The sequence below is a fragment of the Intrasporangium sp. genome (genome assembly GCF_039812505.1).
Classification (GTDB): Bacteria; Actinomycetota; Actinomycetes; order Actinomycetales; family Dermatophilaceae; genus Intrasporangium_A.
The window spans coordinates 22,056-44,586 of the sequence record NZ_JBDIAQ010000014.1 but is presented as its reverse complement, the minus strand read 5'-3'; the positions used below and the strand labels follow the sequence as shown (position 1 = coordinate 44,586).

Annotated in this window: 23 protein-coding genes and 1 pseudogene; 16 read left to right on the top strand and 8 right to left on the bottom strand. The window is 71.0% G+C overall.

Annotated features, from left to right (window positions below; genetic code table 11):
• Nucleotides 1–229 precede the first annotated feature (229 nt).
• Together WMI84_RS03845 and WMI84_RS03840 are read left to right on the top strand one after the other, a co-directional pair.
• Nucleotides 230–1,453 carry a M20 family metallopeptidase gene (locus tag WMI84_RS03845; RefSeq protein WP_347350687.1) on the top strand — a complete coding sequence of 408 codons (1,224 nt, stop codon included), beginning with the start codon at nt 230–232 and terminating at the stop codon, nt 1,451–1,453.
• Nucleotides 1,450–2,784 carry an MFS transporter gene (locus WMI84_RS03840; protein ID WP_347350686.1) on the top strand — a complete coding sequence of 445 codons (1,335 nt, stop codon included), beginning with the start codon at nt 1,450–1,452 and terminating at the stop codon, nt 2,782–2,784. The genes WMI84_RS03845 and WMI84_RS03840 overlap by 4 nt, the downstream gene beginning before the upstream one ends.
• A gap of 102 nt (nt 2,785–2,886) precedes the next feature.
• Here WMI84_RS03840 and WMI84_RS03835 read toward each other — a convergent pair whose 3' ends face one another.
• Nucleotides 2,887–3,390 (bottom strand): hypothetical protein, encoded by a 504-nt coding sequence (locus WMI84_RS03835; protein ID WP_347350685.1) that lies wholly within the window; start codon nt 3,388–3,390, stop codon nt 2,887–2,889.
• A 312-nt stretch (nt 3,391–3,702) separates the two neighbouring features.
• On the opposite strand from WMI84_RS03835, the gene WMI84_RS03830 reads away from it, so the two are divergent.
• The 10 genes from WMI84_RS03830 to WMI84_RS03785 all read left to right on the top strand — a co-directional run bounded on the left by WMI84_RS03830 (nt 3,703) and on the right by WMI84_RS03785 (nt 11,967).
• Nucleotides 3,703–4,182 (top strand): PspC domain-containing protein, encoded by a 480-nt coding sequence (locus WMI84_RS03830; protein WP_347350684.1) that lies wholly within the window; start codon nt 3,703–3,705, stop codon nt 4,180–4,182.
• A 73-nt stretch (nt 4,183–4,255) separates the two neighbouring features.
• A complete protein-coding gene (locus tag WMI84_RS03825; protein WP_347350683.1) occupies nt 4,256–4,984 on the top strand; it encodes a hypothetical protein in 729 nt (242 codons plus the stop codon).
• Between the two features lie 153 nt (nt 4,985–5,137).
• Nucleotides 5,138–5,944, top strand: coding sequence for a hypothetical protein (locus tag WMI84_RS03820; RefSeq protein ID WP_347350682.1), 807 nt, complete (start codon nt 5,138–5,140; stop codon nt 5,942–5,944).
• A 247-nt stretch (nt 5,945–6,191) separates the two neighbouring features.
• Nucleotides 6,192–7,631, top strand: a complete 1,440-nt coding sequence (locus WMI84_RS03815) for an insulinase family protein (RefSeq protein WP_347350681.1) — start codon at nt 6,192–6,194, stop codon at nt 7,629–7,631.
• Nucleotides 7,632–8,043: 412 nt separating this feature from the next.
• Complete coding sequence (locus WMI84_RS03810) at nt 8,044–8,241, top strand: type II toxin-antitoxin system VapB family antitoxin (RefSeq protein WP_347350680.1); 198 nt, start codon at nt 8,044–8,046, stop codon at nt 8,239–8,241.
• Complete coding sequence (locus WMI84_RS03805; RefSeq protein WP_347350679.1) at nt 8,238–8,597, top strand: type II toxin-antitoxin system VapC family toxin; 360 nt, start codon at nt 8,238–8,240, stop codon at nt 8,595–8,597. The genes WMI84_RS03810 and WMI84_RS03805 overlap by 4 nt, the downstream gene beginning before the upstream one ends.
• 427 nt (nt 8,598–9,024) lie before the next feature.
• Nucleotides 9,025–9,831 (top strand): TIGR04255 family protein, encoded by an 807-nt coding sequence (locus WMI84_RS03800; RefSeq protein ID WP_347350678.1) that lies wholly within the window; start codon nt 9,025–9,027, stop codon nt 9,829–9,831.
• A complete protein-coding gene (locus WMI84_RS03795; RefSeq protein ID WP_347350677.1) occupies nt 9,828–10,475 on the top strand; it encodes a hypothetical protein in 648 nt (215 codons plus the stop codon). The genes WMI84_RS03800 and WMI84_RS03795 overlap by 4 nt, the downstream gene beginning before the upstream one ends.
• A gap of 13 nt (nt 10,476–10,488) precedes the next feature.
• Entirely contained in the window at nt 10,489–11,172 is a 684-nt protein-coding gene (locus tag WMI84_RS03790) for a hypothetical protein (protein WP_347350676.1), read from the top strand.
• 9 nt (nt 11,173–11,181) lie between these two features.
• Nucleotides 11,182–11,967: a DUF1883 domain-containing protein gene (locus WMI84_RS03785; RefSeq protein WP_347350675.1), complete on the top strand. Its 786-nt coding sequence runs from the start codon at nt 11,182–11,184 to the stop codon at nt 11,965–11,967.
• A gap of 167 nt (nt 11,968–12,134) precedes the next feature.
• Here WMI84_RS03785 and WMI84_RS03780 read toward each other — a convergent pair whose 3' ends face one another.
• On the bottom strand, nt 12,135–12,452 hold the full coding sequence (locus WMI84_RS03780) for a transposase (RefSeq protein WP_347350688.1): 318 nt from the start codon (nt 12,450–12,452) through the stop codon (nt 12,135–12,137).
• Nucleotides 12,367–12,990 (bottom strand): annotated as a pseudogene (locus WMI84_RS03775) (transposase); the annotation flags it as partial. The pseudogene WMI84_RS03775 and the gene WMI84_RS03780, both read right to left, overlap by 86 nt.
• An 825-nt stretch (nt 12,991–13,815) precedes the next feature.
• On the opposite strand from WMI84_RS03775, the gene WMI84_RS03770 reads away from it, so the two are divergent.
• Nucleotides 13,816–14,280 (top strand): hypothetical protein, encoded by a 465-nt coding sequence (locus tag WMI84_RS03770; protein WP_347350674.1) that lies wholly within the window; start codon nt 13,816–13,818, stop codon nt 14,278–14,280.
• Between the two features lie 36 nt (nt 14,281–14,316).
• Nucleotides 14,317–14,754, top strand: coding sequence for a hypothetical protein (locus WMI84_RS03765; RefSeq protein ID WP_347350673.1), 438 nt, complete (start codon nt 14,317–14,319; stop codon nt 14,752–14,754).
• Nucleotides 14,755–14,884: 130 nt separating this feature from the next.
• On the opposite strand, the gene WMI84_RS03760 is transcribed toward WMI84_RS03765, so the two are convergent.
• Complete coding sequence (locus tag WMI84_RS03760) at nt 14,885–16,162, bottom strand: ATP-binding protein (RefSeq protein ID WP_347350672.1); 1,278 nt, start codon at nt 16,160–16,162, stop codon at nt 14,885–14,887.
• A gap of 190 nt (nt 16,163–16,352) precedes the next feature.
• Nucleotides 16,353–17,201: a pyridoxal kinase PdxY gene (pdxY, locus tag WMI84_RS03755; RefSeq protein ID WP_347350671.1), complete on the bottom strand. Its 849-nt coding sequence runs from the start codon at nt 17,199–17,201 to the stop codon at nt 16,353–16,355.
• 106 nt (nt 17,202–17,307) lie between these two features.
• Here pdxY and WMI84_RS03750 point away from each other — a divergent pair, with 106 nt between their 5' ends.
• Complete coding sequence (locus WMI84_RS03750) at nt 17,308–17,697, top strand: CD225/dispanin family protein (protein ID WP_347350670.1); 390 nt, start codon at nt 17,308–17,310, stop codon at nt 17,695–17,697.
• 7 nt (nt 17,698–17,704) lie between these two features.
• Here the strand turns inward: WMI84_RS03750 and WMI84_RS03745 are convergent, their stop codons facing one another.
• Genes WMI84_RS03745 through WMI84_RS03735 form a run of 3 tightly spaced genes read right to left on the bottom strand, consistent with a single transcriptional unit; the run spans nt 17,705 to nt 20,469 of the window.
• A complete protein-coding gene (locus WMI84_RS03745) occupies nt 17,705–18,448 on the bottom strand; it encodes a hypothetical protein (RefSeq protein WP_347350669.1) in 744 nt (247 codons plus the stop codon).
• A complete protein-coding gene (locus WMI84_RS03740) occupies nt 18,445–19,305 on the bottom strand; it encodes a DNA-formamidopyrimidine glycosylase family protein (protein ID WP_347350668.1) in 861 nt (286 codons plus the stop codon). Before WMI84_RS03740 ends, WMI84_RS03745 begins: the two co-directional genes overlap by 4 nt.
• Before the next feature lie 27 nt (nt 19,306–19,332).
• Nucleotides 19,333–20,469, bottom strand: a complete 1,137-nt coding sequence (locus WMI84_RS03735; protein WP_347350667.1) for a phosphatase domain-containing protein — start codon at nt 20,467–20,469, stop codon at nt 19,333–19,335.
• 121 nt (nt 20,470–20,590) lie between these two features.
• Between WMI84_RS03735 and WMI84_RS03730 the strand changes: the two genes are divergently transcribed.
• Nucleotides 20,591–22,513 carry a penicillin-binding transpeptidase domain-containing protein gene (locus WMI84_RS03730; protein ID WP_347350666.1) on the top strand — a complete coding sequence of 641 codons (1,923 nt, stop codon included), beginning with the start codon at nt 20,591–20,593 and terminating at the stop codon, nt 22,511–22,513.
• Nucleotides 22,514–22,531 lie beyond the last annotated feature (18 nt).

Below are 22,531 nucleotides of genomic sequence, written 5' to 3'. Positions count from 1 at the left end.
GGCGGCATACCTGTCGGCGGTCGGGGGGCTCGTCCGCAACCGGGACCAGCGGCGCGAGATGGACATGGCGCGATGCGCCGCACCGTACGACACCGTCGTGGAAACCTTGTCGGGTGTTACCAGATGGGACTAGCGTGACGGGCACTCGATTGTCTCGTGTCGTTCCCTGAGCAACCGGCCGCCATCGACCCTGTTCCGACGGCCGGTCCGATCCCGGAAGAGGAGCACCATGGACCTACGAGAAGAAGCACGCGCGATGCAGGGCGAGCTGGTCGGGCTGCGCAGGCAGTTCCACCAGGATCCGGAGGTCGGGCTGCACCTGCCACGTACCCAGCAGCGCGTGCTCCAGGCGCTCGAGGGCCTACCACTGGAGATCAGCACCGGAACGGAGACGACCTCGGTGACCGCCGTGCTGCGCGGCGGGCGGCGCAGCGAGGCGGACCCCGCGACGGTGCTGCTGCGCGGCGACATGGACGGGCTGCCGGTGCAGGAGGAGACCGGCCTGGAGTTCGCCTCGACCAACGGCGCGATGCACGGGTGCGGGCACGACCTGCACACCACCAACCTCATCGGGGCCGCCCGGCTGCTGAGCCGGCACCGGGAGAGCCTGCCCGGGGATGTCGTCTTCATGTTCCAGCCGGGCGAAGAGGGGTATGACGGCGCCGGGGTGATGATCCGCGAGGGGGTCCTCGACGCCGCCGGCAAGCGAGCCGACTACGCCTACGCGATGCACGTGTTCTCCGCGATGATGCCCACCGGCGCGTTCGTCTGCCGGCCGGGGGCGATGCTGTCGGCGTCCTACCGACTGGACATCACCGTGCAAGGGGCCGGTGGGCACGGGTCGATGCCGCACGCGGCCCACGACCCGGTCACCGCCGCGGCCGAGATGGTGCTCGCGCTGCAGACGATGATCACCCGCGGGATGAACATGTTCGACCCGGTGGTGCTCACCGTCGGGGTGTTCCGGGCGGGCACGGCGCGCAACGTCATCCCGGACACCGCCGAGCTCAACGCCACGGTCCGGTGCTTCTCCCCCGCGGCCGAGGCTCGGCTGACCGAGCTGATCCCCCGGGTGGTCAACGGCGTGGCCGCCTCCCACGGCGTCACCGCCGAGATCCTCTTCGAGAACCAGTACCCGCCGACGATCAACGACCCGGGCGAGGTCGACTTCAGCGCCGGTGTGGTCCGTGAGCTGCTCGGCGCGGAACGCTACGCCGGGCTGGACGAGCCGATCAGCGGCTCGGAGGACTTCTCCCGGGTGCTCGCCGAGGTTCCGGGTGCCTTCCTCGGGGTCGGCGCCTGCATGCCGGGACTGGACCCGGCAACCGCGCCGATGAACCACTCACCGCTGGCCCAGTTCGACGACACGGTCCTGGCCGACTGCGTCGCCGTGTATGCCGGCCTGGCCGTGCACCGCCTGGCGCGGGCGAGCGAGCAAGGAGCAACGTCATGACCGTAGAGCCCCATCACAGCCAAGCCGTCGAGGCCGCCCACATCCGGGTGCACAAGCAGAGCACCCGCAAGACCCTGGTCGGCATCGGTACCGGCAACGCGATGGAGTGGTACGACTGGAACGTCTATGCGACCTTCGCCGCGTTCTTCTCGCACCAGTTCTTCCACAGCGGCGACCCGGTCACCGACCTGCTGTCCACCCTGGCGATCTTCGCCGTCGGGTTCGTGGCGCGCCCGTTCGGCGGGTTCGTGTTCGGGTGGATCGCCGACCGGAAGGGCCGGCAGCTGTCGATGACCATCGCGGTCGCGCTGGCCTCCGTCGGCAGCCTCGTCATCGGGATCACCCCGACCTACAGCACGATCGGTGTCCTGGCCCCGATCATCCTGCTGATCTGCCGGCTGCTGCAGGGCCTGGCCCACGGTGGCGAGCTCCCGTCCGCGCAGACCTACCTCTCGGAGATGGCGCCGCGCGAGAAGCGTGGCCTGTGGTCGAGCCTGATCTACTTCTCCGGCACCATCGGGGTGCTCTTCGGCACGCTGCTCGGTGCGGTCCTGGCAATGCTGCTGGACAAGACGCAGATGGGCGACTTCGGCTGGCGCATCCCATTCATCCTCGGTGGCCTGTTCGGCTTCTACGCGCTCTACCTGCGCTCCAAGATGACCGAGACCGAGATCTTCGTCGAGGACGCCGAGATGGAGGAGGACGAGGGCCACGGCGAGCGCCCATCGGTACTCCGCGCCATCCTCGCGCACCCCAAGCTGCTGCTGCAGGTCATCGGCCTGGTCATCGGCCTGACCGTCATCTACTACACGTGGGCGGTCGCCGCTCCGGCCTACTCGATCACCGTGCGGCACATGTCCGCCGAGGGGGCGCTGTGGGCGGGGGTGTTCGCCAACCTGATCTTCCTGATCGTGCTACCGCTCTGGGGAGCGCTGTCCGACCGGATCGGACGCAAGCCGGTCATGCTGATCGGCACGGTCCTGATCGTGGTGCTCATGTTCCCGCTGTCCTGGCTCGTCAAGGACCAGGCCTGGCAGCTGTTCGTCGCGATGGCGATCGCGTTGATCCTGCTCGGCAGCACCACGGCCGTCGTGCCGGCCGTCTACGCGGAGATGTTCCCCACCTCGATCCGGGCGACCGGCCTCGGGGTCCCGTACTCGATCGCGGTCGCCCTCTTCGGCGGCACCGCAGGGCTGATCCAGACCGCCTTCGCCGACGCGGGCAACCCCAACGCGTTCAACTGGTACGCCATGGCGATGGGCGTCATCTCGATACTGACGATCCTTACCCTCAAGGAGACCAAGGGCAAGGACCTCGCCGAGGACGACTGACTCCCGCGGGGAGCGTTCGACTCACTGGCGAGAGCTCGCCGTCCGGCAGGTGCCGACCCGACCGGGTCGGCACCTGCCGGGTCGCCCCACCCTGAGGTGGGATCAGCGGCTGTCGCGCTTGGCCTGGCGGCGCGCGCCCTCGGCCCGGGTCGAGGCGGTCCGCTTGCGATCGGCCGGGGTCTTGGACGCGGCCGGCTCACGTCCGGCCCCCGCCCCGTCGTTCCCGGGACCGGCTGCGGTCACCGAGCCGGGGCCGGTCGACCGGCCCGCGCGCGCGGCCGCCAGTCGCTGTGCCTTCAGGTCCTCGGCGGCCTGGCGGGCACGCAGGTCGACCTCGTGGCTCACCCTCGCCAGCGCGTCCTCGAAGACCTCGGCCTTCTCGGCCGCGCGGCGGTTCTTCGGGCGGGCCTCGCCGCGCCCGCCGACCTCCTCCACGCGGGCGGCGGCCCGGCGGCGGTAGTTCTTCGTGTGCTTGTTGCGGGCCTTGCGGATCCGGGAGTGCAGCGCGAGCAGATCGTCCTCGTCCAGCAGGGCCATCTGGTCCGGGTCGGTCTCGCGGACCAGGTCCTTCTCGTCGGCCTTCAGCGACCCGAACAACTCGTGCATGCCTCGCTCCTCGTCTGTCGGCCGCCGTCCGCACGGTCAGCGGGTGGAGCACCGATGCTATCCGCCCCCGACCGGACCAACGGCCGGCAGTGTCGCGTACCGAAGAACACAACAAGTCCGGCCCGCCCCGCAGGTCCCCGCACGAGCGGGACGCCCGCGCCGCACTTGTTGTGTCCTGGCGTACCGGGCCGGAGCAGGCAACCGGGAGCAGCCACCACGAGCCCGGCTCCGGGTCGGGTCAGGGGTCGGGTCAGGGGACGGTCAGGGCTGACCCTCATCGCGGGGGCCTCCGGTTCGGGCGACAGTAGGTACATGACCTCCAACCCAGTCCCGAACCCGAACTTCGACTCCACGGGTGCCGCCGGTCACGAGCCGACGACCTCCCGCACCGCGGACCGCTTCTTCGCGTGGCTACGGCGCCAGCCGATGCGCCGGGACAGCACCGACCGCTGGGTCGGCGGGGTGTGCTCGGCCGTGGCGGCCCGGTTGGGGGTGTCCGCGACCGCGGTCCGCGTGGTGACCGTCGTGCTGGCGCTGCTCGCCGGCTTCGGCGTGCTGGCCTACCTGACCGCGTGGCTGCTGCTGCCCGACCGGGCGGACCGCATCCTCGGCGAGGAGGCCCTCCGGACCGGACGAGGCGGCCCCCTCGTGCTGCTCGCCGTGGTCTCCTTCGCCGTCCTGACCGGCCTGCTCGGACTTCCGGGCCTGTTCTCAGCGCTCGTCGTGCTCGGCGGCGCGTGGCTGCTCGGCCGGTCCCGGCGCGGGCGGACGGGCTCCCGGCACCACGCCTGACGCGGCCGCGGCCCGGCGATGTCGCACCGCCGGGCCGAACCACTCCACCCCGGGCGTGCCAGACTGCGAGACGATGGACGAGCGCACCTTCACTGCAGCCGTCGACGAGCTGATCGCCCGCGACCCCGACCTCGCCCGGCTGGTCGAGCAGTACGGCCGCCCCCGGCTGTGGACCCGACCGGCGGGCTTCGCCGCCCTCGTGCTGCTCATCCTCGAGCAGCAGGTGAGCCTCGCCTCCGCTGCGGCCGCCTACGGCCGGATCGTCGACCGCCTCGGCGCCATGGTCCCCGACCGGCTCCTGGCCACCTCGCCCGAGCAGCTGCGCGCCGACGGCGTCTCGCGGCAGAAGGACCGCTACCTGCGCGCCCTGTCCGAGGCGGTGCGCAGCGGCAGCCTAGACTTGGACCTGCTGGCCCGGCAGCCCGACGACCAGGCGCGCCGGGCCCTGCTCGCACTGCCGGGGGTGGGCCCGTGGACCGCCGACGTCTACCTGCTGGCCTGCCTCGGCCGTCCGGACCTGTGGCCGGTCGGCGACCGAGCCCTGCAGGTCGCCACCGCCGAGGCGCTCGAGCTGGACGAGGTGCCCGACCCCACTGCGCTGGACGGTCTCGGCGAGCGCTGGCGTCCGCTGCGCTCGAGCGCCGCCCGTCTGCTCTGGCACGGCTACCTGTCCCGCCGCGGCCGGGCCGACACGACCATCGACCCGCTCCACTCGACCGTCGTCGCCGTCCCCACCGCAGCCCGACCACCTCGTCGGGCGTCCGCCACCCGCCCGGGGCGGCTTGCCTCGGGAACGGGCTGAGCGGCATACGTCAGCCGTATGCCGCCCACCCGCCCCGCGCGGTAAGGTCGCCTCCCGCCGGGCCGACGCCCCCGGGAGCGCGCACCCGGCGCCCTACGGAACGTAGGCTCGAGCTGCCGACTGGCTCCTGACCAGCACGCCGAGGAGGCTGCGTTGTCCCACACCCCGTCCCGATTCCGGACGATCATCCCGAGCTCGGGCCACACCGCGCTGGGCGCGACCCTGCTCGGCGGTCTGCTGACCGGGCTCGCGTCGGCTCCGGAGCGGGTGGGCCGGCTGCTGCGTGGGCGCTTCCCGATGGTGGCCGTGACGGGGATGACCGGGGTCGGCAAGAGCCAGCTCGTGGACCGGCTGACCCGGCACGCGTCCAGCGAGGGCGCGGCCGCGGTCGGCTCGGCGGTGATGGAGCGCCGCACGCGCCATTCGGCGCGGCTGCACGGCTTCCGCTTCCTGGTGGTCCCGGGCGACAACGCGGCGACCCGGCTCGGTGCCCTCGACGAGGTGTTCAACGACGAGCCGGTGGACGGGGTGATCCACGTGGTCGCCAACGGCTACGCGACGCCGCGGCGGACGGCGGGCACCACCGGCGTGGCGGCCGCGACCCGCGAGGAGCAGCTCGCCGCGGAGCTGGAGGACTGGACGATCACCTCGCACCGGATCGCCTCGATGGCGGTGCGCCGGCACAAGCCGGTCTGGCTCGTCATTGCGGTCACCAAGACGGACCTCTACCCCGACTACGTGGACGAGACGGTGCAGTACTACTCGCCGGGCAGCGGCTCGCCCTTCGGCGACAAGGTCGACGCGCTGCGGGCGCTGGCCGGCGGCGCGAAGCTGTACATCGACGTGCTCCCGGTGTCGAGCCAGGGCGGCGACCGCCGGTCGGCGATGACGGCCAAGCACGCCAACGCGATGGTCGACGCGCTCGCGACCCGGCTGGCGCAGCTGAGCGGGCATGTGTGAGAGGGTAGGTCGGCCGGCGGGGAGGTGTGCTGCAGGGCACGTCGAGCGGTCCTCAACCTGCGAGCCGTCCGCGCCAACAACGAGTTCGGCACCTACTGCCGCTTCCACCTGCAACGCGAACGCCAACGAGTCCACGAATCCTGCTACGCCAAACGCGGTCACTCCCGGAGCCGTGTAGTCACTCCAGAAGACCCGCACCGTATTCGTTACCGACGTAGCCCCACGTGCTTACCCCTACTATGCGCAGGTGCAGCAGACATCGATCGACGACGTTCCCGCCCTCTGGGAGGAGGGACCCGCTCCCCTGACGGTCGCTCTCGTCTTCGGGGTCGGTGCCCGCCACGAGACGTTCCGCACGGCCGGCGTCACCCACCTCATCGAGCACCTCGCCATGGGCGCCCTGCCCAAGAGCCCGGTCGACAGCAACGCCGAGGTGCGCCTCGACACGACGATCTTCCATGCGACCGGCCGACCCGAGCTGGTCGTCGACTTCATCCACCGCGTGTGTGCCGCCCTCTCGGACCTGCCGGTAGACCGCCTCGACCGCGAGGCAGGGGTGCTCCGGGCCGAGGGCGCGACTGCCGTCCACCCCGCGGTGGCCGTGAGCCTGGTGAACCGGTACGGCGTCACCGCCCAGGGCCTGGCCGGGGCGGTCGGCCCGGGCCCCGACCAGATCTCCCGTGACATGGTCGTCGCGCACGCGGCGCGGTTCTTCACCCGGGGCAACGCGGTTCTCGTGCTGACCGGACCCCCTCCGGAGGGCCTGCACGTGTCCCTGCCGGACGGCCCCCGCGCAGGGTTCCCCGTCGCGCCGCCCCTCGACCTGCCGTTGCCCGCCTACCTGGTCGGGTCGAGCCCGTTCGCCGCCCTGACCGGCGTGACGCCACTCGACGTGGGGCCGGCGCTGGGCGCCATACTCACCGAGCGCGTCACCGACGAGCTGCGCCACAAGGAGGGCGTCGCCTACGACATCGGCTCCGCCGGCGAACGCATCGACTACGAGCACGGGCTCCTCGCGGTCTGGAGCGACGGGCACGAGGACAAGATGGACCTGGTCGCGCGGACGATGTGGGAGACCCTGGGCCGGCTCGCGGCAGACGGCCCCACCGCCGAGGAGCTGGCACATACGCGAGCGGTCCTGCACGAGGGCCTCGACGACCCGCGCTCGGTGCCCGACTGGCTCCTGGCGCAGGCTGCCCGGATGCTGCGCGGCGAGCCGCCGCGCACCCGAGCCGCGCAACGTCAGCTCATCGACGGGGCATCCCCCGAGGCGATCCGCGAGGCGGCTGCAGCCGTCCGCGACGGTGCGATCCTGCTGCTCCCGGAGGGCGACTACGACATCCCCGGCGTGCCGTCGCTGGACGAGCACGAGTACCCCTCGGACAGCCTCCGCGGCGAACACACCTACCGGCGCAGGACCCTTTCGCGGAGCCCGCGCGACCTCGAGATCCGGGTCGGCGAGTCGGGCTTCTCGATCACCGCGTCGGGCCGGACCGGGAGCGCCACCTGGGACGGCATCGTCGGGGTCGCCAGTGCCGAGGGCATGCGAGGCGTCGTGACGGCCGACGGTCGAAGCTTCCCCGTCATCGCCAAGTCTCTCAGGGACGGCGACCGGCTGTTGGAACGGATCGACGCACTGGCCGGCGAGCGCCTGTTCGCCTCGTCGGCGGAGGACATCCTGGGCTGAGCCGGCGCCGGCAGAGCTGGTCGTCTGCCGCGTCCGGCCGGTTCGTTGACCGGCGACGCGACAGGACCACGGCGTCGCAGTCGGCTCGACCGCGTCGTAGGACGGCCCGGCGCGCTCGATCAGCTCGGCGCACTCGTCCTCGGTGCGTTCCCGGCCGATGACCTCGCACCGGATCGCCTCGATGGCGGTGCGCCGGCGCAGGCCGGTCTGGCTCGTCATCGAGCGAGTAGTACTGCACCGTCTCGTCCACGTAGTCGGGGTACAGGTCTGTCTTGGTCACCGTCGGCGGCGCAGCGTCGCGACCTCTCATGCGCGGCTTGGTGCGGTCGCTGGCCGGCTGCAGCCCAGCAAGCACGTGTATCGTCATCATCTGATGTCGTATGACGTGTCTATGGCGCACAAGGAGGCAGCCTTGAGAACGACCCTCGCGCTGGACGACGACCTCGTCGCCGAAGCGCAGCGTCTGACCGGCACGACCGAGAAGACTGCACTTGTCCGGCAGGCCCTGCAGGCGCTCATCGAGCGCGAGAGCGCACGGCGGCTGGCCCGGCTGGCCGGCAGCGAGCCGGACGTGAAGCCCATCCCGCGGCGACAGGCCACAGCCACGTGATCCTGGTCGACACGTCGGTCTGGATCGACCATCTGCGCGTGGGAGACCCCGAGCTGGTCGAGCTCCTGCAGGGTGGCCTCGTGCTGGCACATCCGTGGGTGATCGGCGAGCTCGCACTCGGGCACCTTTCGCGACGCGGCGAGGTGCTCGGACTGCTCCGCAACCTCCCGCAGGCGACCGTCGCCACCGACGCCGAGGTCCTGGCCCTGATCGAGAACCAGCGGCTGCACGGACTCGGTATCGGGTACGTCGATGCGCAGCTGCTCGCCGCGACGATGCTGTCCACCAGCCGTCTGTGGACACGGGACAAGCGTCTTGCCGCCATCGCCGTCCAGCACGGCCTCGCCGCAGGATGACGACGGCGCTGTCAGCGATCACCGACTCTGAGACAGCGCCTGGTCCTCTCTGGCCAATCTGAGACGTGCCCAGCTGAGGATTCTGAGACAGGCCGCCACACCGAGCCCGCTCGTGGGCGCCGGCAGTCGCTTCCCTGCGCAGTACGCCTTATCGCCCCCAGAAGGACGTGGCGGCGTGCCCAGGGGATCATCAAGCAGGTCGGAACACGCTGGCACCCGCGGCGAACGGGTCGGGCTCGATGGTCGACCAGCGCATCAGCAACCGAGCCGGTGGCTCCGCAGCAGCCAACCCGCCACGAGCAGAGCCGCGAGAGGGGGCGGTCTACTTGGGCATCAGGCGGCACGCTGGGCAGGGCGTACAGATTTTGGTTGCGATATTGGTACGTGTCTGGGTACGCTGTTGGCACGACGAGAGTAGGTTACCTACGTGTACCCCAACCGTGAGGTCTTCCCGAACGCGCCCCTCGCCCTGGTGGCAGCCGAGGTCCGATTCACAGATTCTGCTCGTCTGCGGCAGCAGCAGACCAAAGACGACATCGCCATCGCTCTAGAAGACCGGTTTCCCTTCGCCGAGCCACTGCAGCAGGCCAACTTCCATCTGACCTTGGGCGGCTCAGCCCAAGTCCAGGAGCGACTTGGCGTCGTACTCAAGAATTCCAGCAGCACCGAGAGCCTGACGCTCATGTCTGAGTCTCTCACCTATGAAACGACCGCCTACCACAGCTTCGAGGAACTCCTTACGGCAATCACCACAGCCTGCGATGCGCTGGTCGAGGCCAAAGTCCTCCCCGCGCTGCAGCGGGTCGGCCTTCGTTACATCGACGAGGTGCGGGTACCGGAGACGGTCGATGACGTACGACAGTGGAGCCGGTGGATTGACGAGCGGCTGGTTGGGCACCTCTGGGTTGGCCCCGAGGACTTTCCGGCCACGTCGACCCAAACGATCAGCACCTACGACCTGGGCGAGGGCCGCGGCCTCAACGTCCGTTGCGCCGCGCTCGACCAAGGCTCCATCGTCGTCCCGCAGCACCTCAAGCGAGCGGCGGTCGAGTCCGGGCCGTTCTTCGTCTTGGACTTCGACGGGTTTCGTGATTTCACCCGCTTGGACACGGTCCAGTTGAGTGCCGAAGTAGTAAGCGACTCTCTGTCGGTCGTCCACGTGCCGTGCGGTACCGCATTCCAGCGCTCCATCACCGATGAAGCCCGAACCCTGTTCCGAGGAGAGAGGTCATGACCGTCAGCACCACGGCCGGTGGCGTCCCCACAGGCACCATTGCCGGCGCGGTATCGGACTACGCGCCAGCGGCCCCGAGCGAGACACGCGCTTTGTCCCTGCGCGCGGACTACCTGCGCACCGAGGTCGACATGCTCAATGGCGAGATGCATGAACTGCACGGCGAGGTCCGCCAGCAGGACATGGCCGACCGCACCCGCGAGAAGGCCGCGAAATCGGTCGGCGACCTGCTTGAGGAGCTCGCTGGCGGCCGCGGCATGGGCTGGTCCGACATCGCCGAGGTCGTGGGTGTGAGCGTCTCGGCGATCCGCAAGTGGCGTAAAGGCGGCGACGCCAGCCCGGGGAGCAGGCTCAAGCTCGCCCAGATCGCCGCCCTGATGGATGTGCTGGAGGAGAAGGCCCCGATCGCGGACCCGGCGGGCTGGATGGAGATGGACTTGCCCCTCGCCGCCGGCTACTACATCCGACCCTTGGACCTCTACCTCGAAGGTCACATCGACGCGCTCCTGGATCTGGCGGAACGTCGTCAGGAGGCAGTGCAGGTGCTCGACCGGGTCCGGCCGAACTGGCGCGAGACTCGCAGCGACTTCGAGGTATTCCTCGACGGCGACGGCGAACGATCTATTCGACGGCGGGAAGAGTAAAGCACGGGACGCCATGGACCAGATCGAGCCGGAGGCGCTCTACGAAGAGCGCGGAGAGACCAGCCGGGCACGTCCTCTCCTCCAGGGTGACGTGTTCGAGAAGGTTGTCTTGCCCGGATTCGGCGACGAGCCCCAGATGGTCCAGATCGTCACGCACCCCTGTGGGATGCGCACCGGCCCGGACCTGACGCCGCGCATCACGGTGGCGCCGGTTGTGCCGCACCAAGTGGTCGCGGGCAGCGGCTGGAACGGCAGCCTGCGGGTGATGCCCCTGGTCGAACTGATCGGCAGCGACAGCTTCGCGACCAAGTTCGTCGATGTGACTGCTGCGCCGGCCGAATTGCTCACCCGTGAGCGTCGGATCGCCACCCTGACACATAAGGGGATCTACGTGCTCCAGCAGCGGCTCATCAAGCACTACACGCGCGTTGAGATGCCACTGGAACTGCTCCGCCGACAGTCGGTGGCTGTGTTGACCGAAGCTGAACTGCAGTGGCACTGGATCGAGGAGGTCCTCACCCCCTCAGAGCTCGAGGACAACGAGGCCATTGACGCCGAGGCCAAGATCTTCGATGACTGGCTGGGGCAGGGCGATCCGTCGAGGCGGGCACTGCTGCGTGACGAGATCAACCACGCCACGGTGCGCAAGCAGACCCACGAGTCGGCTCGCCAGCGTGCCGCGACCAGAGGGGAGTAGGCGCACGGGATGGAGCACCAACGGTACGACTTGGGGAGCGTGAAGAAGGGCTCCACTGTCGTCGTGACTCTGAAGAACCAGGCCAACGTCCAACTGATGACCAGCGTCGAATACAACAACTATAAGGCGGGCCGCCGATACCGCTACCACGGTGGTCGCGTCACCCAGTCACCGTTCCGGATCCCCGTCCCGTCGACCGGCCACTGGGTCGTGGCGATCGACCTAGGCGGCTACGCCGGTCGAATCGCGTCGAGCGTAGCCGTCCAGCCACCGCCGCGCGGGTACCTGCCGACGGCCCGATCCGCACAGGACAACCCCGCCGCGCAGGTCGCGCTCCGCCGTCACCCGCAAGAGCCCGACGGCGACGTGCTCGGCGGCCAGACCTGGGATGTGTTCATCAGCCACGCGGCCGAGGATAAGGACGCGGTGGCCCGACCCCTTCGAGACGCGCTCGCCCGCCGCGGCGTTACCGTCTGGCTCGACGAGGCACAGATGAAGATTGGGCACAGTTTGCGTCGCAAGATCGACGACGGCATCCGCTCGAGCCGTTTCGGTGTCGTCGTTCTGTCGAAAGACTTCTTCCGCAAAGGGTGGACCAACCACGAGCTAGACGGGCTGGTCACCCGCACCATCGCCGGGGAGCAGTCGCTCCTGCCGATTTGGCACGACATCGACGGCGAACAGGTGCGGGCTTTCAGTCCCTCCCTCGCCGACAAGGTTGCGCTGAGCACCAGCGAGTACAGCATCGACGACATCGCAGAGCAGATTGCTAACGTCGTCAGTGTTGAGACTTGATCGACATCTGTCGAGAGTGAATCGGCTCACGGAGTCGCGTGATAGCCGTCATATCGCCGCGTATGGCCTGCATGATGCCGCTCGCGCCGTGTCCTATCGTCGCGATTCATCGCGCACACGCGGAGCCTTGGCAGATCGCTAGCGAGGTAACTACTCAGGTGCCGGGGTTACGCGGGCATCCATGCTTGTCCGGTGAGGGCGTTGCGGAGTCCGTGCAGGGCGGGGATGCCGTTCTTGCGCAGGGTGTCGAGGTAGCCGCGTAGGGCCACGAAGCGTTGCAGGCCGGTCAGGGTGCGGAACCCGCCGGAGACCTTCGTTTTGGTCTTGGCCATCCGCACGGCGCGTTCGGCGGTGTTGTTCGTGGCCGGTAGCGTGAAGTCGGTCAGCCAGCGCAGGTAGTCATCGCGTAGGCGTCGCATGCGTAGCGCCAGGCGCCGGCCGTGGGGCTGGCCACCGGCCGCCGCGTTTGGGGGGTGGGCGGTCAGGGCCTGTTCGACCAGGTCGTCCCAGCGTTGGTTCGCCTTGGCCAGCTTGAACGGCGGCAGGCTGGTCGCTCCCGGTGGCCCGGTGGGTGGCCCGCCACCGGAACAGGTCCTCGATCAGCACATCGGCGTCCTGAGCCCAGCCGTCCTCGCGTGCGGCCGGGTCGTGTTCGGCCAGGGCGGCCAGCTCACGCTGGATGTGCGCGATGCACAGCTGGTGGGTGATGGTCTGCTGTGGGTAGACCATGGAGTAGTAGGCGCTGTACGCGTCGTGCATGACCACCCCGGCGCGGTCGGGCAGGATCTCGAACGCGGTCATCGCCTTCAACCCGCGCGAGTGCTCATCGGCATGGTAGGCGCTCAGCGTGCCGGTCGCCGCGACATGAAACCAGGTCTGCTTGCCGTTCACCTTGGTGGCCGACTCGTCCAGGAACACCACCGGCGCGTCGGCCAGCCGGTCCTTGATCTGCTCGTTGACGCCCTGCACCGCATCGGCGGCCCGCTCGGCCGCCGTCGAGACCCACCCGGTGGACACCTCGGCCCCGAGCCGGTTCCGCCAGCGCCTCGGCGACTCGTTCGATCGGGATCATCTGGCCCGCCGCCAGGTACGCCGCGACCGCCGTCACCTCCGGACCCCAGCACGCCGGGCCGGTCGCCTCGACCGGCGCCACCGCCCGGGTGACGTGCCCGCAGCCGCAGGCCACCGCCACCATCCGATGCTCGATCACCTGCACCTCGATCGGCGGCAGGTCGAACACCTGCCGGACGGTCGGCGCCCCGACCACCGGCGCCTCACCACCCAGCGGGGCCGCGCACCCGGCACACGCCGACGGGCGGTGCACCCGCGTCACGTCCGGGTCAGCCACCTGCCGCAGCGTGCGACCCGGACGGCCCGCCTGCCCACCGCTGGGCCGGCCGCTCCTCTTGCGCAACGAGGTCGGGGGCACCTTCCCGGGCGGGTCACTCGACGGCGGCTTCGACGAGGTGCTCGAGTCGATCCCCAACCGGCGCCGCAGCTCAACGTTGTCCGCCTCAAGCTGGGCGTTTCGTGCTGCCAGCTGCGCGTTGCTCGCCTCCAGCTCCGCCACCCGCGCCTGCAGCCGCGCCACCATCGCAAGGACTTCCTCAAGCGACGCAGCAGGCACCCCCGGAACCTACCGAACCACCAGCCACATCAACCCCACGCCGGGACGTGAGTAGTTACCTAGCGAGGCTCCGCCTCGGACCGCCGAGGTCGGTGGTTGGGTTGGTCGGTTGACTGGCGTCGCGGCTCTGGTGTTCTCGCCTTGTCGGGGGGAGGCTGGCCTGTGGGGGTGAGCCGATGGCTACGCGTGTGGTGAGGACGGCAGATGTGCTGGATGGGCATGTGGTTCTGGACCTGGAGTGCATGGACCGGATCTACCTGAACGGCTATGTGCCGAACCTGCAGGTCGGTGGTCAGGTGGTGGGTTTCCTGGCCTCGCGGGGGTTCCCGATCCCGTCCCCGGCGGTGGTCGCTCGGATCGGTGACCGGTTCCGGGCCTCGGTGCGTTCGTTCGCCGAGAACAACCGCATCCCGTTGGTCAAGTTCGGTAGGGGCGAGCGGAAGATCGAGCGGATGAGGCCGTACCTGGCTCGGCAGGCGAGCACGGGCCGGTCCGCGGTGGCCGCGATCGGGTGGGCGCAGGAGTTCCAACGGGTGGCTACCTGCACCACGACCGAGGCCCGCAACGGCGGGGCCCCGCATTTCGGGTGGGACCGGGCCGAGCGGCGGGTCACCTGCTACTACTTCTATGTCTTCGATGACGAGTTCGGACCGACGTTCGTCAAGATCGGCAGCTACTTCCCGTAACCCGGGGTTGTCGGTGGCGTCTGAGTCAATGGCTCCATGACTGAGACCCGGACGAACCGCGACCCGCCTGTCCTCCGCGCGATCGTCGACGTGTACGAAGACACGGGAAGCCCGATGGGCCCCGACGCCATCGAGGCCGTAACAGGCTTCGACACGGGCATGGTGCAAGCCGCCCTACGAGCCCTGGACTCCGAAGAGCCGCCCTACATCTCCAAGCTGGAGCGGGTCATGACCGGGGACATCATCTTCATCGGCGCGCCCACGGGGCACGCGCGTCGTGCGGTCGGCGCTTGGCCGACCGCAGAGACGATCGCCGATCGCCTCGTCAAGGCGCTTGATGAGGCGGCGGACCGCGAGCCCGATCCTGAGCGTAAGGGCTGGCTCAGCAAGACCGCCTCCTACCTCGGCCACGCAGGTCGCGACCTCGCGGTGGAGATCGGGGCCACCGCGATCAACCGACAGATGGGGATGTGACGTGACAGGTCGGCCGCGTCTCAAACTCCGCTGCTGACGTCTCGAAGTCCGCCGCTGACGTGCCGATCCGTCTCACGCCGTCTCATACTCCGGGGTAAGTCTCAAAATCGCTCGCCGTTGACAGCCCCTCTCACGCCTGCCCGCGCAGATACCTCCCGAAGTGTGGCACGGTGAACGCGATCTGCCCCCGCTCGGCCGAGAAGATCAACCCCTTCTTGATCAGCGCATCCCTTGCGGGAGAAAGGGACTGGGGCTTGCGCCCGAGCAAGTCGGCGACCGCCGACGTCGACACGGCCGAAAGCTCGGACCCCCCGGCGCGCCCCGCCGAGCCGACCCCCGCCGACCCGACCCCCGCCGACCCAACCCCCGACGAATCCCCCTGGTGCCCAAGCGAGCCCACGAGCGCGGCCTCGGCCATGGCCCGCAGGTACTCCCGCTCGGCCGGGGTCGCCCGCTCGTAGCGTGACCCGAAGAACCCGACCGCGAGCTCCGACTCGGCCTCCGGTGCCGCCACGCGGATGTCCTCGGCGGTGATCGGCGAGACCGGCGCGACGTCCCAGACGACCTTGCCGTAGGCCTGGATGAAGTAGGGATAGCCGGCCGTCACGGCATACATGGCATCCAGCGCCTCCGGGGTGAACCCGCAGCCCTCCTCGGCGGCCGGCCCGACCAGCGCCCGGTCGGCCGCCTCCCGGGGCAGCCGGTCGATCCGCTGGTAGCGGAACAGCCGCTCCGAGTACGACTTGGAGGCCGACAGCACCGCCGGCAGGTGCGGCAGCCCCGCCCCGACGACGATGACCGGCAGCCCGGTCTGCGAGATCTCGTGGCACGCTGCGCACAGCGCCGACACGTCCTCGGGGTCGAGGTCCTGCATCTCGTCGATGAACACCGCCACCCCCTTGCCGACGTCGGCCGCCAGGCCGCCGATGTCGGTGAACAGCTCGACCAGGTCGATCTCGATGTCGCCCGAGTCCGCCCGACCGGACACCGCCGGCACGTCGATGCCCGGCTGCCACCGGTCGCGCAGCCGCGCCCCGGACGGCGTCTCGCGCAGCGCGAACGACTTGACGATGCCGAGCACGTGGTCGACGTCGTCGCCGCGCGGGTGTCCCAGCTCGCGCACCGCCTGGTGGGCCGCCGCCGCCAGCGGCCGCCGGAGCCGCTGCTCGGGGCGGGCCTCGAACTTGCCGGTCCCCCAGCCACCACGGACCGCCGCCGAGCGCAGCGCGTTGAGCAGGACGGTCTTGCCGACCCCGCGCAGCCCGGTCAGCACGATCGAGCGCTCCGACCGCCCGCGGGCGATCCGCTCGAGCACCACGTCGAAGGCGCGCAGCTGCTCGTCGCGGCCGGCGAGCTCGGGCGGGCGCTGACCGGCGCCGGGCGCGTAGGGGTTGGTGACCGGGTCCACGATCACACGCTATACGCGGCTATACCGAAAACCCGAGACGGCGGCATACAACACGATCGTGTCGCGGCGGAGGCGACCGGGCGCCTCCGAAACCTACCTCCCGCAAACAGCAGAACGCCGTTCCGCACGGTCAGGGGTGGTCATGCGGAACGGCGCAATTGGACTATAGCCCGGCAGCGCCGGGGACAGGTCACGAAATCGCCGCGATCTCGAAAACTTCCTTGGGGTGGGCGATTTCGTCCTGTTCGCGCACCAGCAGCATCTCCTCGGAGCCGGCCGCGTGGGTCTTCTCGAGCACCGCGTACATGGTCGCCGCCGTGCGGGACAGGGCCGCCTTCGCCCCGTCGGTGAGGTAGTGCGCGAGGAAGATCGCGGTGGCCGCGTCGCCGCCGCCCTTGACGTCCATGTCGAGCATCGGGGTGGTCACGATCCAGGCGCCCGCGTCCGAGTAGCAGGCCATCTGGATCGACCCGGACGGCGTGTCGGAGGTAAGCACGCTCGTCACGACGACCACCCGCGGGCCCCGCGCCTGCAGCTCCTTGGCGGCGGTGTCGACCTCGCCCTGGGTGGCGAGCGGGCGTCCGACGAGGAACTCGAGCTCGAACTGGTTCGGCGTGACGATGTCGGCCTTGGGGACGACCTCGTCGCGCATGTACTCCGGGATCCCCGCCCGCACGAAGAACCCCCGGCCGACGTCGCCCATGACCGGGTCGCAGCAGTAGATCGCGTGCGGGTTGGCCGCCTTCACCCGCGCCACCGCGTCGAGGATGATCTCCCCGACCGCCTCGGCACCCTGGTACCCGGACAGCACCGCGTCCACGAACGGGAACACGCCGCGCGCCTCGACGCCGTCGATCACGTCCCGCACGTCGCTCGGAGCGATGACCGGGCCGCGCGCCAGGCCGTAACCGGTGTGGTTGGAGAACGTCACCGTGAGCACCGGGTAGACGTCGTGCCCGAGCCGCTGCAGCGGGAAGACGGCCGCCGAGTTGCCCGCGTGGCCGTAGGCGACGTGCGACTGGATCGAGAGGATCTTCACCCCCTCGACGATAGTGCCGCAGGCCTGCCGCAGGGCGCGAAGCATCAGGGGGTATGCCGCTCACCGCCCCTCGGGCCGCCCGCGCGCGTGGGAGGATGGCCGGGTGATGACCGACGACAGGTGGGCTTCGCCGCCGGACCCGACCCGGGACCGGCACTCGGCGTGGGCCGACGTGCCGCCGCCGGGAGGCTCGGCCGTGCCGCTCGCCACACCGCCGCCGGCAGGCCCAGCGCTACCGGTCGTCACACCGCCGCCGAGCCACCTGCTGTTCGGGATCCTCGCGGCGGTCTTCTGCTTCCTGCCGTTCGGGATCGTCTCGGTCGTCCGGGGCAGCTCGGTCGCCTCGCTGTGGGCGCAGGGGCGCCACGTCGAGGCGTACCGGGCCTCACGGGCGGCCCGGAACTGGGCGGTCGCTGCGGTCGTGTGCACCCCGATCCAGCTCGCCTTCGTCGTGCTGGCCGGCTTCCTCGGGACCCTCGTCCTCATCGCGGGCTGACCGGGCACTACCGCCCGGTCGGCCGGGCATCCGCGCCCGGGAGCGGCTCCGTTGCGCTGCACAGCAGCGGGGCTCCCGCGACCGCGCTGACCGTGACCACCTCGCTGGGGTGGTCCAGCTCGGCCACCTGTACGCAGAACTGCCACCGCGTGGCCGCCGGGTCGACCGGCTCGCGGGGCGCCTCGAACTCGCGGCCCGGCACGTCGAGCCGGGCCGGGAGCGGGACCCGTGCCGAGCCGCTGACGCCGGCCCCGGGTGCCACGACATGGGCGCCGATCACCGGGGCGGCCACGAAGCGCACGCCCGGCGCGATCGGGAAGGACTGCTTGGTGACCCGTACGACGTCGCCGGCCATGACGACCCAGGCGTGGTCCGGGTCGGTCTCGCCCAGGGCGGCCGAGCCGAGGCTCTCGGGGATCCGGTCGACCACCACGACCGGGTGGTCCGAGGAGTTGTCCACCCGGTACTCGGCGACGAGCCGGCCGTCGCCCGAGGTCAGGTCCGCGGTCAGGCGCACCCCGGCCATCCCGGTCGGCAGCGGAGCCGGCAGCGGACCGGTCGGGGTCTCGCCGGCCGTCGACGTCTCCCCGGGCCCCGGCTGCGAACCCGTCGTCGCGCCGCCAGGCCCCGGGCCGCCAGACCCGGAGCCACCAGACCCCGGGCCGCCAGACCCGGTGCCGCCGCAGCCGGACACCGACATCACCCCGACGAGCAGCAGCCCGAGGGCGACCCGACCGAACCGCCCGCTCATTTCAGCAGCCTGGACATCCGCCGGTCGGCCAGCGGCTTGCCGCCGGTCTGGCAGGTCGCGCAGTACTGCAGCGACGTGTCCGCGAAGGACACCTCGCGCACGACGTCACCGCACTCGGGACAGGCCTGACCGGCCCGGCCGTGCACCCGCATCCCGGCCCGCTTGGCGTCCTTCAGCTCGGCGGCGGGGCGGCCGGAGGCGGCGCGGACCGCACCGGCGAGCGTGTCGCGGACGGCGGCATACAGCCGCTCGACGACCTCGGGCGGCAGCGACCCGGCGATCGCGAACGGGGAGATCTTCGCGACGTGCAGGATCTCGTCGGAGTACGCGTTGCCGACCCCGGCGATGACCTCCTGGTCGCGCAGCAGCCCCTTGATCTGGGTGCGCCGGCCGGCGAGCAGCCCGCGGAACACCTCGAGGGTGAAGCCGTCGCCCAGCGGGTCGGGCCCGAGCCGGGCGATCCCGGGGACCTCGCGCGGGTCGCGGACGAGGTATGCCGCCAGCGACTTCTTCGTGCCCGCCTCGGTCAGGTCGAAGCCCGACCCGTCGGACAGGCGCACCCGCAGCGCGATGGGCGACTTGCCGGGGCGCACGACCGTGGCCGGCAGCCGCTCGGACCACCGGAGCCAGCCGGCCCGGGCCAGGTGGAAGACCAGGTGGGTCCCGTCGGCGTCGAGGTCCAGGAACTTCCCGTGCCGGGTGACCGAGTCGACCGGCGAACCCTCCAGGGCCTGGGGCGGGGGGTCGAAGGTCTTCAGGACGCTGATCGAGGCCAGCTCGACCTTGGCGACGGCCAGGCCCGCCGTGCGCTCGGCGAGGAAGTCGACCAGCGCCTGCACCTCGGGTAGCTCGGGCATCCCTACCTCCTGCCTCGTGGCGTGCCGTCACCACTGACCGGGCTCGGTGCGCAGCGGCGGCCGGTCGGGCCGCGCCGACCCGTCGGGCTGCGGCTGCGCGTCCGCGGCGGCCCGGTCGCCGAGCAGTCCGGCCCGGCGCAGCATGGGCGCCAGGGCGTACCCGTCCGACGCGCGGAAGGTCGGCTTGGTCCGCGACACGTAGGCCCCGATCAGGCTGTCCCCGCGGCCGATCGGGTGCGAGAGCACCTGTTCGGTCGGGGTCAGCTCGCGGATGCAGACCGCCACCACCTTGTCCGGATGCATCCGGGCGAAGTCGGCGTACAGCTCGGGGTCGTGCTGGCCGTCGTCGCCGAAGAGCATCCAGCTGATCCCCGGGAAGTCGCGCGCGAGCCGGCTGAGGCTCTCGCGCTTGTGCTGCTGGCCGCTGCGGAACCAGCCGGTGTTGGTCGGCCCCCAGTCGGTCAGCAGCAGCGTGCCGAGCGGGTAGCCGGCCGCCGCGAGGAACCGGGTCAGCGAGGTCGCCGCGTTCCACGCGCCGGTCGACACGAAGACGATCGGCGCGCCCGGGTGCTCGTCCAGCAGCGCCCGGTAGAGCGGCGCCATGCCCGGCACCGCCCGGCGGGACTGGCCGCGCCGGATGAAGGTGTTCCAGGCGGCCAGCATCGGCCGCGGCAGCATCGTGGTGATCACGGTGTCGTCGAGGTCGCTGACGATGCCGAACTCGACGTCGTCGGCGACGATGAACACGTCGGCCGGGACGGGCGCGGCGCCCGCCGCGCGCAGGGTGACCTGTCGCCACCCCGGCTCCAGCCCGTGGTCGTGCGCGACGAAGTCGACGTGGCCGCCGCGGTCGGACCGGCCGTGGACCACGCGGTCACCGATGGTGACGCTGACCGGGACCCCGGCCGCCGGGGCAGTGACGAAGGCCCGCCAGCCACGTGCCGACGGGGGCGGCCGCAGCGCAGCGGTCCCGTCCGGGTCCGGCGGCTCCGGCTCGTCGCGCACCCGCCCGAGGATGACGCGGGCGAGCACCCGCACGAAGGTGGTGGACCCGTAGCCGGGGTGGGCGATGACCCGGTTGTCCCAGCCGCGGCTGCGCAGGACCCGCTCGACCTGGCTGTCGAGGGCATCCTCGATCAGCGCGGCGGCGTGCGGGCGGGACATGAGCCAAACCTAACGGACTGCGGCGCGGCACGACGGTCGAGCGCTCGGGCGCCGAGCAGACCACGGCGGTCTCGGGCGTGCCCGCCGCCGCGAACCCGGACGGCCAACGTACCGTTGACCCGTGACCTCGTCCGTCCGTCGCCGCAGCGGGACGCTCGCCCTGGCGGCCGTCCTGCTGACCGGCCCGCTGACGGCCTGCTCGCTGTTCGACAAGCCGCCGACCCCGGACACCGCGGTGCAGGCCCTCGCCGACGGGCTCACCAGCGGCAACCTCGGCCGGGTCCCGCTCACCGGGGCCACCCCGGCCGAGGCCACCGCGTTCGTCGAGCGGGCCTACCAGCGGATGGGGGCCGTGCGCCCCGCCATCACGATCACGGACGTGTCGCAGGCCGAGGGCACCGACCGGGCCACCGCGACGATGGTGACGCAGTGGGACGTCTCGAAGGCGCCGAAGGACTGGCGCTACGAGACGCAGGTGCCACTGACCATGGTCGACGGGTCCTGGCGGGTCAGGTGGTCGCCGGACCTGGTCGCCCCCGACCTGACCCGGGACGAGGTGCTCGCCCTCGTGAAGAAGTGGCCCAAGCGGGCCGACATCCTGGCGCGGGACGGCCGGCCCGTCATGACCGAGCGCGAGGTGGCCGTCGTCGGCATCGACAAGAGCCACGTCAGCGCGGCCGGTGCCAAGCAGTCGGCGACCAGGCTGGCCAAGCTGCTCGGGATCGACGCCGCCGGCTATGCCGCGAAGGTCGCCCAGGCCGGGCCGCAGGCGTTCGTCCCGGCCCTGACGTTGCGCACGACCGATCCCACGCTGAAGCGCAACACCGCGGCCATCGACGCCATCCAGGGCGCCACCCGGCTCCCGCGGATGATGGTGCTCGGGCCGACCCGCACCTGGGCCGCCCCGATCCTGGGCACCGTCGGCGAGGCCACCGCCGAACAGGTCGAGAAGTCCGGCGGCACCCTGCAGCCCGGCGACGAGGTGGGCCAGTCGGGCCTGCAGCTACGCTACGACAAGCAGCTGCGCGGTGCACCCGGCCTGGCGGTGCAGGCCGTCACCAAGGGCGCCGACGGCAGCACGCTGGCCAGGCGCGAGCTGTTCGCCGAGCTGTCCACCGACGGCACGCCGCTGCGGCTCACCCTCGACGTGTCGGCCCAGACCGCGGCCGAGAAGGCGCTCGCGAAGCAGACGAAGCACCCGACGGCGTTGGTCGTCGTGCGCGTCTCCACCGGGGAGATCCTCGCGGCCGCGGTCGGCCCGGGCACCAAGGGCGCGCCACTGGCCCTCGCCGGCCGGGCCGCCCCCGGCTCGACCTTCAAGCTGGCCACCTCGCTCGCACTGGTCCGGCACGGAGCCACCGCCGACACGAAGCTGCCGTGCACGAACACCCTGACCGTGAACGGCCGCAGGTTCGGCAACTACTCGCACTACCCCAAGGACAAGCTCGGCGACATCACCCTCGCCACGGCGCTCGCCTACTCGTGCAACACAGCCTTCATCAGCCAGTACAAGAAGGTGTCCCAGCAGGACCTGATCGCGGCGGCGCACTCGCTCGGGATCGGCGAGGACCTCGACCTGCCATGGACCGGGTTCCTCGGCTCGGTCCCGCCCACCGACAACGTCGTCGAGCACGCCGCCTCGCTCATCGGCCAGGGCCGCGTCGAGGCCTCGCCCCTCGCGATGGCCGTCGCCACGGCGTCGGTCATGCGGGGCCAGACCGTGCGGCCCAGCCTGGTCGCCGACGAGCCCGGACTGCCGCCGCCGGACGTGCCGCTCGAGCCCACCGAGGCCGAGGTGCTGCGCGCCGAGATGCGGGCCGTGGTCAAGGAGGGCTCGGGCAAGGTGCTGCAGCAGGTCGGTGTCGAGTACGCCAAAACGGGTACGGCAGAGTTCGGCACCGCCAACCCCCCGAAGACCCATGCCTGGATGGTGGCCGGGCGCAGCGATCTGGCCATCGCCGCGTACAACGAGATCGGACCCAGTGGCACCACTCATGCAGCGCCGTTCATCATCGACTTCCTGCGCGGCTACGACACTCCGTGACGGCAGCGTGCGACGGGG